Below are 15,843 nucleotides of genomic sequence, written 5' to 3'. Positions count from 1 at the left end.
CTCGCTACTCCACCTTTCTTGAAACAGACGTAATATTACGTTTCATACCTGTTATGATGGCCTCGATCTACTATTTCATGTCAAGGAAAAATTGACATTTAAACTAAATGCGCTATTTCCTCTTATTCCTCAACCTTATTCATTAATATTCGTCTTTATCATAACCGAAATCACGTAAATACTTCGGTTTATTTCGCCAATCTTTTTCAACTTTGACAAATAGCTCAAGATATATTTTAGAGCCAAGAATCTTCTGAATATCTTCCCTTGCCAACTTCCCAATTTCTTTCAACAGTTTGCCTTGTTTGCCTATTATAATCCCTTTTTGAGAGCTACGCTCCACAACAATAACACCACTTACATAAACTGTATCGGTGTTTTCTCTTCGCTTGATTTGCTCAATGTCGACTGCAATAGAATGGGGTACTTCTTCATGCGTTAAATGAAGTACTTTTTCTCGAATCATTTCTGACATTAGAAACCTCTCAGGGTGATCCGTCACTTGGTCTTCTGGATAATATTGTGGGCCATTCTCCAAGTATGCATAGACTTGATCAAGCAAAGTAGGTACGTTATTGCCTTTTAGAGCTGAAACAGGAATAACCTCTGTAAAGGTTAATAATCGTCTGTAAGATTCAATAATTGGTAAGATTTCGTCCGGATGAATTTCATCAATTTTATTGATAATAAGGAACACTGGTGTATTAACATTTTTCAATCGCTCAATAATGTATTCATCACCACGACCTTTTCCTTCTTTTGCATCAACAAGAAATAACACTACATCTACTTCTCTTAAAGCTGTCTGAGCAATACTTGTCATGAAATCACCTAATCGATGTTTAGGCTTATGAATTCCTGGTGTATCTATAAAAACAACTTGTCCTCTTTTTTCTGTGTAAACGCCATGAATACGATTTCGAGTCGTTTGAGGCTTATCACTCATAATCGCAATTTTTTGGCCTAATATTTTATTTAATAACGTTGACTTGCCGACATTCGGTCTACCTATTAGTGCTGCAAACCCTGACTTCTTCTGATGTTGATTATCCATTTAAATCCTCCGGTGTAAAGGCTCCTGGTAGCAATTCAGCTACAGTCCACTCTGATGTATTCTTTGATAAATTAGTTAGATATATTTTCGTATTAGGCTGGAGCAACTCTGACATCACTTGCCTGCAAGCTCCACACGGTGAAACAGGTCCTTCTGTATCTGCAACAACCGCCATCGCTTCAAACTCTCTCACACCATCTGAAACCGCTTTGAATATCGCGGTTCTTTCTGCACAGTTACACATACTGTATGCAGCATTTTCTATATTACATCCATGAAATACCTTGCCGTCTGTCGATAATAAAGCTGCTCCTACCTGAAATTTTGAATACGGGACATATGCTTTTTCTCTAGCAATTTTTGCTTCATTTAATAACTGCTCCATTTTCATGGCAATCACCCTCACCTCTATATATTACTTTTTCATTTGGTTACCTGTGTTATGTTGTTGATTTTCAACATAGAATGTAAAAAGTACCTTTTCATCTAGAAAAACAATGCCAGCAATCTTGGAACAAAAATCAAGCAACCGACAATCGCTGCTGTCAATGCAAAAGCAAATACAGCCCCCGCCGCAACATCTTTGATAATTTTCGCCCGTTCATCATAAGTTTGCACAACTAAATCTACCATATGCTCAAACGCTGTGTTAATTAATTCAAGGCCAATAACAGCACCTATAACTACGACCAAGATCGTTTGTTCAAGAAGTGAGACCCGTAAAAGTTGTGCTAGAATAAATATACCCACAGCTACTAAAATGTGAATCCGAAAATTTTGTTCATGTTTCCACGTATGACGAATTCCTTTTGAGGCATAGTAAAAACTTTTTTTCAAACGACTCCACGATACAAAAGGGCGGCTATTTTTTGAGGCCATGCTCGTTTAGAATATCCTCTTGTTTTGTGAACATGTCAGATTCATTCAGCTCAGTATCATGATTATAACCCATTAAATGAAGAAATCCATGTACAGCAAGAAAACACAGTTCTCGCTGGAAATCATGTCCATAATCAGTCGCTTGGAACTCAGCACGTGGAATCGAAATAATAATGTCACCCAATAAGTTAGGCATCTCTTCACTGTTTATAATCTCGTCACCCTCATTTAAAGCAAAGGATAAGACGTCTGTTGGTTGATTCTTATCTCTATATTGTTTGTTGATTTCTTGAATTCGTTCATCTGTCACAAATGTAACTGATAATTCCGATTCATTTTCGACCGATTCTTTATCAAGTGCAGTTTGTAAGACACTGATAACTAAGTCTTGATCCTGTGTTGAAACCTTATTTGTCTCATCAATTACGTCTACAACATACGATTTCATTCTTTTACCTCCTCTTTCTTTTCTTTTGGAATATCTCCCTCAGGGTATTCAATTCTTGAATGGAACGTTCCCTGTAGTGTTTCACATACAGAAGTAGCGACCATACTTAGTTCTTTTAATGTCAAATCACATTCATCAAATTGGCCGTCCTCTAATCTATCTGTCACGATCTTTCGCACAAGTAATTCAATTTTTTCTTCCGTAGGCTTTTGCATTGACCTTACTGCTGCCTCTACTGAATCTGCAATACCAACGATGGCAGATTCTTTTGTTTTTGCCCGCGGACCAGGATACCGATAATCAATTTCGTGTATTTCTTCCTCTGGAGATTCTTGTTTTGCTTTGTGGTAAAAATACTTCAGAAGAGTTGTTCCATGATGCTGTTCTGCAATATCAACTAATTCTTTCGGAAGTTTATGTTTTTTTAATAATTCTGCACCATCATATGGGTGGGCGATAATAATCGTTTTACTCAGTTTCGGTGAAATTGTATCATGTGGATTGTCTATCTTCAGCTGATTTTCAATAAAGAAATGAGGACGTCGAGTTTTACCAAGGTCATGGTAATAGGCTCCCACTCTAGCCAACAATCCATTCGCTCCAATTGATTCGCATGCACCTTCTGCTAAATTAGCAACGATGACACTGTGGTGATAAGTCCCTGGTGCCTCTAATAAAATCTTCCTTAATAACGGGTGATTTGGATTAGATAGTTCAATCAATTTTGTCGTTGATAAAATACCAAATCCAGCTTCAAAAAATGGTAAAAGCCCGATGGCTAACACGACAGAGATAAATCCAGCCATAGCAGCAAATCCTAAATTTGATCCAATTTCAATCCATCCATACTGGGCGTTTTTCAACATGATCATTGCAATTACCACTAATACATTTATAAAAGAAACAAAAATACCCGTTTGCAGCATCCTCATGACTTGATGAGATTTATTCAAGAAAAATACACCTGACACACCACTGAAAAACACAAAAATCGCGTGAGAATAGTCAACTATGCCTGATCCTTGACTATTAAACATGATACTCGCAATTACTGCAAAGACCATGCTAGTAAATAAGGCAACTCTCGAATGTATTAGCGTTGTTATTAATATTGTCCCCATAGCTACAGGGGCAATATAAGTAATACCATTTAGACCTAGTACATGCATCATACTGACCAACTTAAGTAATACCAAGGTTAGTGTAAAGATAAGTGTATACATTAACAGATGAGTGTTGTTTGATTGCAGGGTCGTCTTCGCGTCATTTAGATAATACGCAAGCATAGAAACTAGTAAAATAACAATAATTGCAAGCCCGATATAAGGATAAATCATGTTGATATCTTCTGTTAATCCTACAAGAGATAATTGTTGATACAATTCTGAAGTGATGACTTGTCCTTCTTCTACAATAAGTTGCCCTTCTCTTATCATAGCTGGTTCTATAAATTCACTAGCAAGTTCTCTCGCTTCAACTGTCGCTTCTTCATCAAGCATATAGTTTGCTGTCACACCAAATCTCGATATCTCTACCATAGCCCTCGATAATTGAGGGCTAACAGCTGATAAACCCACTTTTCTCTCTACTTCATCTTTTGCTTGATCAACTGTATTCATATCAATTTCTCTATTCATGATGTCATAAACAGCACTTGTTGTGGTTTCTTGCACCATTTGTAAGTCATCAAAAGAAGCTCTTAACAAAGTTTGTAATGTTTCATCTGACAAACTTTCACTCGTTTGTTCCGCTAACAATTCACGGATCAGTTCTATTTGCCTTTCCTCCGTTATCTCTTCAGGAATTTTTATCGTCTCTTCATCTTCGTTCACAATAAGTTCATCTTCGCTATTCTCTTCTACTTCTTCGTCTGATTCATTTCGTAATTGTTCCCTTGCTATTTCATCTTCTAAATCTCTTAATTCTTCTTCTTTTTGATCAATCTCATCTTCACGTTCCTGTACTTCTACCTGAACTTGTTTAATCGTATGAAATACTTCTTGCATTCGTTCAATTTGATTTTGTGAATATCGAGCCCTCATCGAATAAACAGGTTCTACTGAGTCAAATGCTTCCTGCCTTAATCTCTCCGTCTCCGTTTTATTTTCAATGGTTAAAGGAGATCGGATATCGGTTTCTGAGACAGCCCCAGTCTCAACTTCTAACGTATCTGGGATAATATTTGATACTAATAAACCATATGTAACAATTCCTAATACAAAAAATAAAAAAACTCGAATATACCGATGATTTTTTAGATTTTTCCACCATGCTTGTTGATCAATGGACGACCTTTTTGCCATGATTCCCCACCTCAATTATGAATAGCTTAGCATCCTTATTTAAAACTCAGGTACTGACATTCGTTACGGAAGAAATACCAAATAGTTTTTATTCCATCCGACTATACCAATACCAGTACGAAAAGATAAGAAACCACAGCATTTTTATGACTTACTAAGTTATTGCGACGAGTGGTTATCGTCATTTTCATATGCATCTATAATTCGTTGAACGAGGGTGTGACGAACTACATCTGAAGATTCTAGGTGAATAAACGCTAGTCCTTCAACTTCTTTTAGGACTTTCAAGGCAACTTTAAGACCAGAATTCTTTCCTCTAGGTAAATCAATTTGAGTTAAATCTCCAGTGACGACCATCTTTGAACCAAATCCAAGTCTTGTCAAAAACATTTTTATTTGCTCTGCAGTCGTATTTTGAGCCTCATCTAAAATAACAAACGAATCATCTAATGTTCTTCCACGCATATAAGCTAATGGAGCAATTTCAATTGTACCTCTTTCCATCAAGCGGTCCGTATGTTCGACACCTAATACATCGTGAAGGGCATCATATAATGGACGCAAATAGGGATCGACTTTCTCTTTTAAATCTCCTGGAAGGAACCCTAAACTTTCGCCAGCTTCAACTGCAGGTCTTGTTAATACAATCCGTTTTATTTGCCCTTCCTTGAGAGCGTGAACAGCCAACACGACAGCTAAGTAGGTCTTTCCTGTACCAGCTGGACCTATCCCGAGCACAATGTCATTCTTTCGGATCGCAGAAACATAATGCCGTTGGCCAAGAGTTTTGGCTAAAATTGGCTTTCCTTTTGCTGTAACTGTAATTTTATCTTCATATAAATCAGCCATCTCATTTAACAAGCCACGATTTGATAATTGTGTAGCATATAAAATATCTCTTTCCTTTACTGAAACACCATTTCGTATTAATCTTAGTAGCATTTCCAAGATCTCTTTGACTTTTTCGATGGTCTCATCATCGCCAAAGATCGTAACTTCTTCACCTCTAGTCAAAATCTTTGTTGCGTACACTTCTTCAAGCCGGTACAAATGTTTATCTTTTGGACCAAATAAAGCTTGTACCTCATTAGCATTTTGAATAGGTAATTCAATCGTTCGTTTATTTTCTATCAATCGTCTCAGTCTCCTTGAATTATCGGTTGTTTTACCGCGATTTCATCGATGATTCGAAAGTGTAATGATACCTTTACTTTACCACCGTCTAGGGTCTGGTGCAAAACTTTTTCATCTATCACTTCTGCCTTATCAGAAAATTGCTGGAGAAGCTTTTTTTCACTCTCTTTAATTGCAATCTTAACTGCTTCTGTCTTTAGTCTGTCACTATCTAAAGTCTTTAACTCATATTCATCTATATACTGATAATTGATTGGAAAAGTCAATCCAAAAGGTTCCCATTCTTTTGTGAATGTTTCCTCAAACGTCTCTTCCGAGTCCAATGAATTCCAACCCCAAATCGGTATATCTAAATTCCATATTCCAAGTAAATGCTTTCTATTTATTTCACCAGTAAGCATCTCAACCATCATATGAAGTGGTACACTAACTTGAACCCCATACCAAAACTCACCTACGACACTTCCCTCAGCTGAGATTTGCTTTTTATCATCTTCTTTGCCAATAAGTCCTGATACAAGAATATCACCTTTTTCAACAACTTGATTCATCTTTACCATCGCTTTTCCTTTATCAACAAACATATCCTTTATAACTGCTTTCCTTGACGCAATTAGATGTCCAGGCGTGGAAGGAGGACTCTCTTCAACAACCTCTTTTTCTACGATTTGAAAATGATAAGAAGCACCTTGTTTCGTCACTCCGACCCAAGTAACTTCATTCATTTCATTCATAATAGTTTGTTGGATAATTTCAGGAGGAGGGAGAAAATATTGAAATCTTCCTTTTTTTATCCCCATCTCATTGACGGTTGATTCAATTTCATGCTCCAACGCTGGAGAAGCACCTTCTATGGTAATTCCCCAGACCATATTTGAAAGAAGTACCAAAAATAACAAAAAACCAATAAGCCCAGCTACCATTCCTTTTCGACGTAAAATCTTATTTAAAAAAAATGGAAATCCTTTTTTTTCAAGAAAAGATACTTTACACGGGAAATGCTTGGCCAATATTTTGAGTTTCGAGAGATCTGCTAATAATATATTTGCAGTAAATACATTTTCTTCTTCATAAATAATCTCCCAAATCACTATATCTTTTTTAGCGCATTCTTGAATAAAATCTTCTGCGCTTACACCTGTTACACGCATGTTAATATAACCTGTTGATCTTTGTGCCCAGTAGTTTTTCATGTATATCCCCTCTTTACCATGTATTCTTATCACTCTTCAAAGTAAGAAATATGATGAATTCTACCTTCAAGTAACATTTCTTCTGGTAAAATTGTTTTAATCACAAATTGTTCGCCAGTAATAACGAGTTGCCCTTCATTTAATGCTAACCTCAACTCTTTGTTGGTGAATCGTACGACACCCTTATGATTTTCTATATATAGATGAACTTGCCCAATCATTGTTAATCTCGGTAAATCCATGACGACATCTTCAGGCAAGTCCATATGATCTACCATCCATCTCTTTATCCATGTTTGGAATTGTTTCATATTGAACCTCCCCTCCCCTCATATGTATGACGACTTTTATAGGGCTATCACCCAAAAAAGCTAGTTACATAAAAAATATGATCAATCTTGACTTCTTATTTATATTCTGAATAATATTGAATCAGATGGATTTACTTTTTGACAGCATTAGAAAAACTAAGGCTTGTCGTCAAGTTCTTCGTGGCGAAATCCTTAGTTTTTCTTATACTTTGATCCTTTAGCGAAGTCAAACAATCTTAAAGTACAAAAAGACATGCACAGGATACTGTGCATGTCTAAAATATCTTATTTTCTTCTTGCCTTTGGTTTTCCAAGTATCTCTGACCAAATAACACCTTTAATAGCATCATTCTTCGATACCTGGCTAAAATCTAAATTGATTTTATCTTTCTTTTGAAGCGTTAAATCATTGTTAAAGATTGGAGAAGTTTCAATCGTACTTTCTTTTTGATTCTTTATCCGCTCATACCGCTCGTGAAGTTCACGATTGGATTGGTTGAGTTCTTCTTCAGCATCATTAGGAAATGATGATACAGGCGATTCAGACCTGCTTTGTCTGGAAGCAGACGGTTGACGTTCCGTCGGATCAGTTTCTTGACGGAAAATATCTTTCCAATCAACTCCTATATCCGGCGATCCTTGTTTTCTCGTTTGCTGCTTAGGCTGTGAAGATTGCCTCTCTTGACTTGGCTCCCCAGACTGTTTTTCCTGTTGCTCTCCACCGCGACTACGAAAGAAGCTAATGATTGCAGCGATGATGAAAAAGAGAAGGAGCGGAGATTCCGTGATTAATTCAAACAAACCTTCCATTCCAGTTCGCTCCTTTCCTTAAAAGGAACAATGAGAAGTCTCTCATTTATTCTCAGTATGATTTATCATCATCATCACTATCATTCGTTGCTTTGCCAATCGAATCGCGCATGTTTGTATCAGCTTTGACATTATTAAAATTCATATAATCCATTACTCCTAGCTTTCCAGAGCGTAATGCATCTGACATAGCCATTGGTACTTCAGCTTCAGCTTCAACCACTTTAGCCCGCATTTCTTCTACTCTTGCCTTCATCTCTTGCTCTTCAGCTACAGCCATTGCACGACGTTCTTCGGCTTTAGCTTGAGCAATTTTCTTGTCTGCTTCTGCCTGATCCGTTTGAAGACCTGCACCAATATTTTTACCGATATCAATATCAGCAATATCAATAGATAAAATCTCAAATGCTGTTCCAGCATCCAAGCCTTTTTTCAAGACGGTTTGCGAGATCATGTCTGGATTTTCCAATACTTCTGCGTGATTTTGTGCAGAACCGATTGTCGAAACAATCCCTTCGCCAACACGAGCAATAATTGTTTCTTCACCAGCACCACCTACGAGACGGTCAATATTAGCTCGTACAGTAATTCTAGCTTTCGCTTTCACTTCAATACCGTCCATTGCTACACCAGCAATAAATGGTGTTTCAATCACTTTCGGATTAACACTCATTTGCACAGCTTCGAGTACGTCACGACCTGCTAAATCAATAGCTGCTGCACGTTCGAAAGTTAAATCAATATTAGCACGTTGAGCCGCAATTAATGCGTTTACAACGCGGTCAACGTTACCACCTGCTAAGTAATGTCCCTCTAGTTTGTTCGTGTTAAGTTCAAGACCAGCTTTTACTGCTTTAATCAATGGGTTCACTACTCTATGTGGAATAACCCTTCGAAGTCTCATCCCAACTAGTTGGAAAATCCCAACTTTTACTCCGGCAGCCCATGCTGAAATCCATAGTGCTACTGGTACAAATGTGAACAATACTGCGAAAGCTACTATCACAACACCAATGATTATTAGTACAAAAATTTCATCTGTCATTTGTCTTCCTCCTTTTTCTAATACAACTATTCATTTCCTTCAGTTACTTCGCGAACAACAATTCGTGAACCCGCTACGGAAATAACTTTTACTTTCTTTCCTTGTTCAATATATCCTCCCTCAGAGACAACGTCAAGTCTTTCATTATTTAATTCCGCTGTTCCTGATGGTCTAAGGATCGTTAATGTTTTGCCAACCTCACCCATAAGCTCATCTCGATTAACATTTGAGACGTAACCTAATTCTGTTTTTGTTTGGTCCGTAAAAATTATTCGTTGCATTGGTCCAGAGTAACCTACGTACTTAAAGAATAACACGGAAGCAACTATTGTCACAATAATAGCTATTCCTACGGACATTAACATATTTGCCGTCGAATATGAGCTCATGACAAGACTGCCAATCATCGCACCAATCCCGACAATTCCAAATATCCCAAAACTTGGAGAAAAAATTTCCACTAGAAGCAAAATCACCCCTATTGCAAACAAGATTAACGTTTCCCACCCTGCAAATCCAGCAACCAAGTGCCCATAAAAGTATAAAAGCAACGATGACGCACCCATAATCCCCGGAATGCCAAATCCAGGTGAATAAAGTTCAAGAACTAATCCTAGACTACCTATCGAAAGCAAAATAGGTATGACAATTGGACTCGTTACAAACCGAGCAATTTGCTCCGCAAAGCTAACTTCTGTTGTTATCTCTGTGGCATTTTCTATATTCATTAACTCAAGAAGTTCTGCTCGATTCTCAACAACAGCCTCTGCATAGCCAACTTCTAACGCTTCTGAACTCGTTAATGTAAGCAAATGGCCTTCTCCTGCGCCATATTCAGGCAAGTCAATCGATGCATCAGCCATTGCTAAAGCGTAAAGATGTTCACGGTTATTTATATCTGCAGCGCTCCTCATACTCCCTAGCCAAGCGGATTGCGCTTTATCCTCAGCAGCATTTCCTGTCCCATCAATAACTGCTGCAGAACCCATTTCAGTACCAGGAGTCATAACAATTTGATCCGCATTTAAAGAAAGATAAGCTCCTGCTGACAATGCATCCCCAACGATAAATGCTGTAGTCGGCGCGTTTGCGTCCCTAATTAGTTTTGCAATATCTCCTGCTGCATCTACATATCCACCTGGTGTATTTACTTCAAACACAATTTGGTCAGCGCCTGCTTCTTCAGCAGTTTGGATTGAACGATTTAAAAATGCCTCTAAGCCTCGCTCCACTGTTTGTTCTAAAGGAATATAATAAACGAGTTGACCTGAGCCATCGCTCTTCGCTTCTGGCGGTGTGAATATCAACAACATAAAAGCCAGTATCATCATCAAAGAGTAACCCATCACTCGAAAGTTCTTTTTCAAATTTATAACCTCCTTTTCAAAATGGTGTCACTTTAAAATTATTGCGATAATATGAATACGTTTAAATAAGAGCTAGGTTTCATTTTTTTCAAACCTTTTGATTTCATTTTACCTTTTATTCCTTAAAAAAGAAATCAAAATGAGTTATCAATCATTTCACTCAAGAGGATTCCTTATGAAAAATTTGCTAGAACTATAGAGGTGATAAACCTTCTACTTATTAGTATTTTTTGCAACTGAGTAATTCCTAAATACAGCTAAGCAAAATAAAAACGCCTTGTATAAAACAAGGCGTTAATTTATTTAAGCTAAAGATTGATGGACAATATCTTTCACTCTGGAACCATCAGCACGACCTTTTACCTTAGGCATGATCGCACCCATCACCTTACCTATATCTGATTTTGATTTTGCTCCAACTTCATCCATTGTCTCATTAACGATTTGCTGCAGCTCATTATCAGATAGTTGTGATGGCATATATTCAGAAAGTAGCTGAATTTCTGTATTAGTTTTTTCAACAAGATCTTCACGTGTTGCTTTTTTAAATTCATAGAGAGATTCTTTTCGTTGCTTCATCTCACGATTTAATACCGTTAAGATTTCATCAGCAGTAAGCTCTTCGCCTTTATTGATCGATTCATTCTGCAGTGAAGATTTCACTGATCGAATGACCGAAAGACGTTGCTTATCTCTGTTACGCATCGCATCCTTTAAATCTTGATTAAGTTGATCAAGAATGTTCAAGGAAAATACACCCTCTCATTTAGAACTTACGCTTACGAGCCGCTTCGGACTTTTTCTTACGTTTAATACTAGGTTTTTCATAATGTTTACGTTTCTTAACTTCTGCCATCGTACCTTCTTTAGAAATTGATTTCTTGAAGCGTCGAAGAGCAACATCGATGGATTCATTTTTTCTTACACGTGTTTCTGCCATTCTGTATCCCTCCCTCCGAACAACCAATCAAAACATGCTAAACAAGACATTTGATGATCATCAGTTTAATACTATTGATGAAAATTTTTGTCATAGCGTACTTTGACCTTTCTCAAAAGAGAGAAAACTACAAGTACAAAAAGCATGTCTTTTTTCATTATATATGAATGGGAAGTTATGGTCAACTTTTCTTTTAAAATTAATGAAATTGTCATGTTTGTCCTCCTCTTCCGATATAATATCTCGAGGAGGAAATAAAATGAATGAATGGATGACATTATTTGCAATTTATTTATCTCTATTTCTGTTTGGAATGGTGGTCATGAGACACGGATTGCTTATGAGATTCAAAGGTGCCATTCCTTCTCTCTTTATTAAATTAGTTGACCGACCTTGGAAGGGGTTATTAATTGGATTAATTTTAACCAGCCTTCTTCAAAGCAGTTCAGCAGTTATGGTTATCATCGTTGGTTTCGTTTCTGTTGGAATATTATCTTTTTATTCTTCCATTGGGATTATGCTCGGTGCTAACATTGGAACAGTGATGACTTTAGAGGTGCTTGCATTTGATCTCTCTTCGTTTATTTTTCCTTTTCTATTATTAGGTGTTTTGTTTCTTTTTTCAAAAAAAGAAACAGTTTTTTCATATGGGTGCTTTTTTTTTGGACTAGCAATGATGATAACTGCAATAAGAGGATTTGAAGGCCTAGCTTATTTACTTTCTTCTATCCCAACAGTTTATGACTGGTTTGTTTTTACAAGCAATAGCAACACAATAGCTCTTGTTATTGGAACACTTCTCAGCTCTGTCATTCAATCTAGTTCAGCAGTTACAGCGATGACAATGAGTTTTATTGGGGAAAACTTATTAACATTACAATCTTCTATCGCGATCATGTTTGGTGCCAACATTGGAACATGTATTACAGCATGGTTTGCTAGCATCGGGGGGGCTCAAGAAGCTAAACTTACAGCCTACGCTAATATTTGGCTAAATATCGTTGGAGTCTTACTTTTTTTTCCGTTTATCGAATATTTCACAACATTTATTTCATTTACAAGTGAGTTTCCAGCACAACAATTAGCCCATGCAGCGTTAATATTCAATGTAGTATGTTCCTTAATCGTACTTCCATTTGCTAAACCCTTCGTCTCTTTCATCATTATTATTCATGGAAAGGGACCTATTCGCTAGGATCGAAAAAAACTTAGCCGTTTATAAAAGAGGGAGATTCTTTTTTCTTAAACTGCTCTCCCTCGATAGATACAAAAGAGACTGCACCAAAAATATTTTGGTGCAGTCTCTCAATTAGACTAGTTCAACTTCAGGATCTTTTACTACTTTTACAAACGATCCAATATTATAAGGATAACCAGCTTGGTCAATTCTAACTTTGACAATTTCGCCAATCATCTTTTTATTCAATGGAACTTTTACTTTCATATAATTATCCGTGTACCCAATTAAATAGTCTGAGTTGTCATGATCATCTTCCTCAGGGATCATCTCTAATACTTCCCCTTCAAATACAGAAGCATATTCTTTAGCTTGCTGATTTGAAAGCTCAATTAGTTTATGCACGCGATCATTCTTCACGTCATTTCCTACTTGATCTTCCATCCTAGCCGCTGGTGTTCCGGTGCGTTTAGAGAATGGAAATACATGCAATTCAGAAAAACCAATTTCCCGAATAAAATCAAATGTTTCCTGAAATTCATCCTCTGTTTCACCAGGGAAAGCAACAATCACATCAGACGTTACCGCTAGACCCGGTAAAGCTTTCTTCAAGCGATTAACTCTTTCTTTATAAAAATTGGTTGTATACTTTCGTCTCATACGTTTTAAAACCGTATTTGAACCTGACTGAAGAGGTACATGCAAGTGACGAACTACTTTTTCAGACCGATCAATCACTTCAATCACATCATCCGTAATCTGACTAGCTTCAATAGATGAAATTCGGATTCTTTTCAATCCACTGATTGTTTCCAATTCAGCTAACAGGCTTGCAAGGCTAGTATCCTTCATATCTTCACCATATCCACCTGTGTGAATTCCAGTTAAAACAATTTCTTTGTAACCTGCTTTCACAAGTTGTTTCGCTTGTTCTATAACATCTTCAGGTTTCCTTGAACGCATCAAACCTCTTGCCCACGGGATAATACAAAACGTACAGAAGTTATTACATCCTTCTTGAATTTTCAAAGAAGCTCTTGTTCGATCTGTAAAGGACGGTACATCCAACTCCTCATATACTCGTGCCTTCATAATGTTACCGACTGCATTTATAGGCTCCCGCTCTTTTTGAAATTTCTCAATATAAGGCAAAAGTTTATGTCGATCTTGTGTGCCTACAACAATATCTACTCCAGGTATCGCCATCACTTCAGCTGGAGATGTTTGAGCATAGCAGCCAGTCACACAAACAACCGCCTCTGGGTTTTGACGAATTGCCCTACGAATAACCTGTCGACTTTTTTTGTCACCTGTATTTGTAACTGTACATGTATTTATGACATAAACATCGGAGATCTGCTCATATTCTATTTTTTCATAACCCGCCTGCTGAAACAGTTGCCAAATAGACTCTGTTTCATAGTGGTTAACTTTACATCCTAATGTATGAAAAGCGACCGTTGGCATTTTCATCCCCCCATCAATTCAAAATGATATGATATCGCTGCTAAACCATATAGTGGTGCTGTTTCGCTCCGCAAAATTCTCGGTCCAAGTGCACAGCTAATTGCTCCAGCATTGATCATTATTTCCACTTCACGATCAGAAAAACCACCTTCAGGTCCTACCACAAGCAAAAGAGAATCTCCTCGTTTCATTTGTGATAACGTATGATGGAACTGACTTTTCTCATCATTCTTTGCCTGCTCCTCATTTGCGAGAATGACATAAGAATATAAATGGAAATGCCGAAGAAGCTGTTTCAATTTTTGAACAGTCTCTACTTGTGGAACGTATTGACGATGCGACTGCTCGCTCGCTTCTTTCGAAATTTTATTCCATCTCTCTATTTTTTTCTCCGCTTTTTTTTCATCCCATTTCACAATCGAACGTTCTGCCTGAAATGGTATAAATTTTATCGCTCCCAATTCTGTTCCTTTTTGGATAACTAACTCCAACTTATCACCTTTTGGCAATCCGTGAGCAATCGATACATCGATTGGTAATTCAACATTTTTCTCTATTTGTTCGATGATATCTGCTTTCACAATATCGGAGGACACTTCACTAATTTCACATCTATAACAGCTACCATGATTATCACAACAAATGATCTGAGCACCTAATGTCATTCTCATCACTCGAGCAATGTGTTTCGCATCTTCGCCATCAATCATAACATAAGTACCATCGAAAGACTCTTCACTCAAAAAATATCGTTGCATGTCTTCACCTACTCTGGTTTTTTGGCAACAACCGCAAGCCAATCTTCCATTTCAACGATCTCATTGATCTCAAAACCAGCCGATTGGAGAGCCCCTTTAACCATGTTTCTTTTCGTTTGAATGATTCCTGACGTAATAAGTTTACCGCCAGGTTTCAAAGCAACAAAAGCATCCTCAGTCATTTGTACAATGACTTCAGCCAATATGTTAGCAACAATTAAATCCGGAGAATAATTAACCTTATCTAACAAATTACTTTGCTTGACATTAACAACATCTTGTACGTGATTTAGTTCTACATTCAATGAGGCTGAATTCACCGCTACATCATCAAGATCTAATGCATCCACATATGAAGCCCCTAACTTCGCTGCTGCAATACTTAACACACCTGACCCTGTTCCAACATCAACAACTACTTGCCCCTTTACTAGATGTCTTTCTAATGATTGCACACAAAGAACCGTTGTTGGATGAGTTCCAGTACCAAACGCCATACCTGGATCAAGTTCAATCACCAGTTCATTATCTTGGATTTTTTTATAATCCTCCCATGAGGGGGTAATTGTAATGTGATCAGATATTTTCACCGGTTTGTAGTACTTTTTCCATGCAGTAGCCCAATCTTCTTCATTCACTTCGCTAACTGTCATGCTATTACGTCCGATATCAATATTGTGGACAGGAAGTTGGCTAACAGCCTCTTTGATTCCACTTACCGCTTCAGCCAAGAAACTGTTAGCTGGTAAATATGCTTTTAAAAGCACTCCTTCTTCAGGGTAGTCATCGGCAGAAAGTTCATATATTTCACCATATTTCGTCTCCCAGTCACGATTTAAATCGTCTGGATCTTCGATGACGACGCCACCAGCACCAGCTTCGTGCATAATATGACTGACAGGTTCCACTGCTTCCTGAGTAGTGTGAATGCAAACTTCTGACCACTTCATCTTACCA

Annotated in this window: 17 protein-coding genes; 1 reads left to right on the top strand and 16 read right to left on the bottom strand. The window is 37.4% G+C overall.

Annotated features, from left to right (window positions below; translation table 11 throughout):
- Window positions 1–142 precede the first annotated feature (142 nt).
- The 13 genes from era to rpsU form a co-directional block, all read right to left on the bottom strand.
- The gene (era, locus tag ACM26V_RS24245) at window positions 143–1,054 is read right to left on the bottom strand and encodes a GTPase Era (RefSeq protein WP_416149324.1); all 912 of its coding nucleotides are present in this window, start codon (window positions 1,052–1,054) and stop codon (window positions 143–145) included.
- Window positions 1,047–1,445, bottom strand: a complete 399-nt coding sequence (locus tag ACM26V_RS24240) for a cytidine deaminase (protein WP_416149323.1) — start codon at window positions 1,443–1,445, stop codon at window positions 1,047–1,049. Before ACM26V_RS24240 ends, era begins: the two co-directional genes overlap by 8 nt.
- 95 nt (window positions 1,446–1,540) lie before the next feature.
- Entirely contained in the window at window positions 1,541–1,891 is a 351-nt protein-coding gene (locus ACM26V_RS24235) for a diacylglycerol kinase family protein (protein ID WP_416149322.1), read from the bottom strand.
- 25 nt (window positions 1,892–1,916) lie between these two features.
- Complete coding sequence (gene ybeY / locus ACM26V_RS24230; protein ID WP_416149321.1) at window positions 1,917–2,381, bottom strand: rRNA maturation RNase YbeY; 465 nt, start codon at window positions 2,379–2,381, stop codon at window positions 1,917–1,919.
- The gene (locus tag ACM26V_RS24225; protein WP_416149320.1) at window positions 2,378–4,684 is read right to left on the bottom strand and encodes an HD family phosphohydrolase; all 2,307 of its coding nucleotides are present in this window, start codon (window positions 4,682–4,684) and stop codon (window positions 2,378–2,380) included. Before ACM26V_RS24225 ends, ybeY begins: the two co-directional genes overlap by 4 nt.
- Before the next feature lie 159 nt (window positions 4,685–4,843).
- A complete protein-coding gene (locus ACM26V_RS24220; RefSeq protein ID WP_416149319.1) occupies window positions 4,844–5,818 on the bottom strand; it encodes a PhoH family protein in 975 nt (324 codons plus the stop codon).
- A 5-nt stretch (window positions 5,819–5,823) separates the two neighbouring features.
- Window positions 5,824–7,011 carry a sporulation protein YqfD gene (yqfD, locus tag ACM26V_RS24215; RefSeq protein ID WP_416149318.1) on the bottom strand — a complete coding sequence of 396 codons (1,188 nt, stop codon included), beginning with the start codon at window positions 7,009–7,011 and terminating at the stop codon, window positions 5,824–5,826.
- A 29-nt stretch (window positions 7,012–7,040) separates the two neighbouring features.
- Window positions 7,041–7,322 (bottom strand): sporulation protein YqfC, encoded by a 282-nt coding sequence (gene yqfC / locus ACM26V_RS24210; protein WP_416149317.1) that lies wholly within the window; start codon window positions 7,320–7,322, stop codon window positions 7,041–7,043.
- Between the two features lie 285 nt (window positions 7,323–7,607).
- On the bottom strand, window positions 7,608–8,132 hold the full coding sequence (locus ACM26V_RS24205; RefSeq protein WP_416149316.1) for a hypothetical protein: 525 nt from the start codon (window positions 8,130–8,132) through the stop codon (window positions 7,608–7,610).
- A 52-nt stretch (window positions 8,133–8,184) separates the two neighbouring features.
- On the bottom strand, window positions 8,185–9,177 hold the full coding sequence (gene floA, locus ACM26V_RS24200) for a flotillin-like protein FloA (RefSeq protein ID WP_416149315.1): 993 nt from the start codon (window positions 9,175–9,177) through the stop codon (window positions 8,185–8,187).
- 26 nt (window positions 9,178–9,203) lie between these two features.
- A complete protein-coding gene (locus ACM26V_RS24195) occupies window positions 9,204–10,544 on the bottom strand; it encodes an NfeD family protein (RefSeq protein WP_416149314.1) in 1,341 nt (446 codons plus the stop codon).
- 303 nt (window positions 10,545–10,847) lie between these two features.
- A complete protein-coding gene (locus ACM26V_RS24190) occupies window positions 10,848–11,291 on the bottom strand; it encodes a GatB/YqeY domain-containing protein (protein WP_416149313.1) in 444 nt (147 codons plus the stop codon).
- A gap of 19 nt (window positions 11,292–11,310) precedes the next feature.
- The gene (rpsU, locus tag ACM26V_RS24185) at window positions 11,311–11,484 is read right to left on the bottom strand and encodes a 30S ribosomal protein S21 (RefSeq protein WP_280768509.1); all 174 of its coding nucleotides are present in this window, start codon (window positions 11,482–11,484) and stop codon (window positions 11,311–11,313) included.
- Window positions 11,485–11,743: 259 nt separating this feature from the next.
- On the opposite strand from rpsU, the gene ACM26V_RS24180 reads away from it, so the two are divergent.
- Window positions 11,744–12,679 (top strand): Na/Pi symporter, encoded by a 936-nt coding sequence (locus tag ACM26V_RS24180; RefSeq protein ID WP_416149312.1) that lies wholly within the window; start codon window positions 11,744–11,746, stop codon window positions 12,677–12,679.
- Between the two features lie 114 nt (window positions 12,680–12,793).
- Here ACM26V_RS24180 and mtaB read toward each other — a convergent pair whose 3' ends face one another.
- From mtaB to prmA, 3 genes are read right to left on the bottom strand one after another with little or no spacing between them, the layout of a single operon-like run.
- Window positions 12,794–14,128 (bottom strand): tRNA (N(6)-L-threonylcarbamoyladenosine(37)-C(2))-methylthiotransferase MtaB, encoded by a 1,335-nt coding sequence (gene mtaB / locus ACM26V_RS24175; RefSeq protein WP_416149311.1) that lies wholly within the window; start codon window positions 14,126–14,128, stop codon window positions 12,794–12,796.
- A gap of 2 nt (window positions 14,129–14,130) precedes the next feature.
- Window positions 14,131–14,886: a 16S rRNA (uracil(1498)-N(3))-methyltransferase gene (locus ACM26V_RS24170; protein ID WP_416149310.1), complete on the bottom strand. Its 756-nt coding sequence runs from the start codon at window positions 14,884–14,886 to the stop codon at window positions 14,131–14,133.
- A gap of 8 nt (window positions 14,887–14,894) precedes the next feature.
- Entirely contained in the window at window positions 14,895–15,836 is a 942-nt protein-coding gene (prmA, locus tag ACM26V_RS24165) for a 50S ribosomal protein L11 methyltransferase (RefSeq protein WP_416149309.1), read from the bottom strand.
- Window positions 15,837–15,843 lie beyond the last annotated feature (7 nt).

It is taken from the genome of Salipaludibacillus sp. HK11 (assembly GCF_047795645.1).
Taxonomy (GTDB): Bacteria; Bacillota; Bacilli; order Bacillales; family Salisediminibacteriaceae; genus Salipaludibacillus.
This window is presented reverse-complemented; position numbering and strand designations above follow the sequence as displayed.

What these genes read in the sequence shown, in the direction of transcription:
- era (WP_416149324.1), bottom strand. Translation starts at nt 1,054, where the DNA reads ATGGATAATCAACATCAGAAGAAGTCAGGGTTTGCAGCACTAATAGGT.
- ACM26V_RS24240 (WP_416149323.1), bottom strand. Translation starts at nt 1,445, where the DNA reads ATGAAAATGGAGCAGTTATTAAATGAAGCAAAAATTGCTAGAGAAAAA.
- ybeY (WP_416149321.1), bottom strand. Translation starts at nt 2,381, where the DNA reads ATGAAATCGTATGTTGTAGACGTAATTGATGAGACAAATAAGGTTTCA.
- ACM26V_RS24225 (WP_416149320.1), bottom strand. Translation starts at nt 4,684, where the DNA reads ATGGCAAAAAGGTCGTCCATTGATCAACAAGCATGGTGGAAAAATCTA.
- yqfD (WP_416149318.1), bottom strand. Translation starts at nt 7,011, where the DNA reads ATGAAAAACTACTGGGCACAAAGATCAACAGGTTATATTAACATGCGT.
- yqfC (WP_416149317.1), bottom strand. Translation starts at nt 7,322, where the DNA reads ATGAAACAATTCCAAACATGGATAAAGAGATGGATGGTAGATCATATG.
- ACM26V_RS24205 (WP_416149316.1), bottom strand. Translation starts at nt 8,132, where the DNA reads ATGGAAGGTTTGTTTGAATTAATCACGGAATCTCCGCTCCTTCTCTTT.
- floA (WP_416149315.1), bottom strand. Translation starts at nt 9,177, where the DNA reads ATGACAGATGAAATTTTTGTACTAATAATCATTGGTGTTGTGATAGTA.
- rpsU (WP_280768509.1), bottom strand. Translation starts at nt 11,484, where the DNA reads ATGGCAGAAACACGTGTAAGAAAAAATGAATCCATCGATGTTGCTCTT.
- ACM26V_RS24180 (WP_416149312.1), top strand. Translation starts at nt 11,744, where the DNA reads ATGAATGAATGGATGACATTATTTGCAATTTATTTATCTCTATTTCTG.
- mtaB (WP_416149311.1), bottom strand. Translation starts at nt 14,128, where the DNA reads ATGCCAACGGTCGCTTTTCATACATTAGGATGTAAAGTTAACCACTAT.
- ACM26V_RS24170 (WP_416149310.1), bottom strand. Translation starts at nt 14,886, where the DNA reads ATGCAACGATATTTTTTGAGTGAAGAGTCTTTCGATGGTACTTATGTT.
- prmA (WP_416149309.1), bottom strand. Translation starts at nt 15,836, where the DNA reads ATGAAGTGGTCAGAAGTTTGCATTCACACTACTCAGGAAGCAGTGGAA.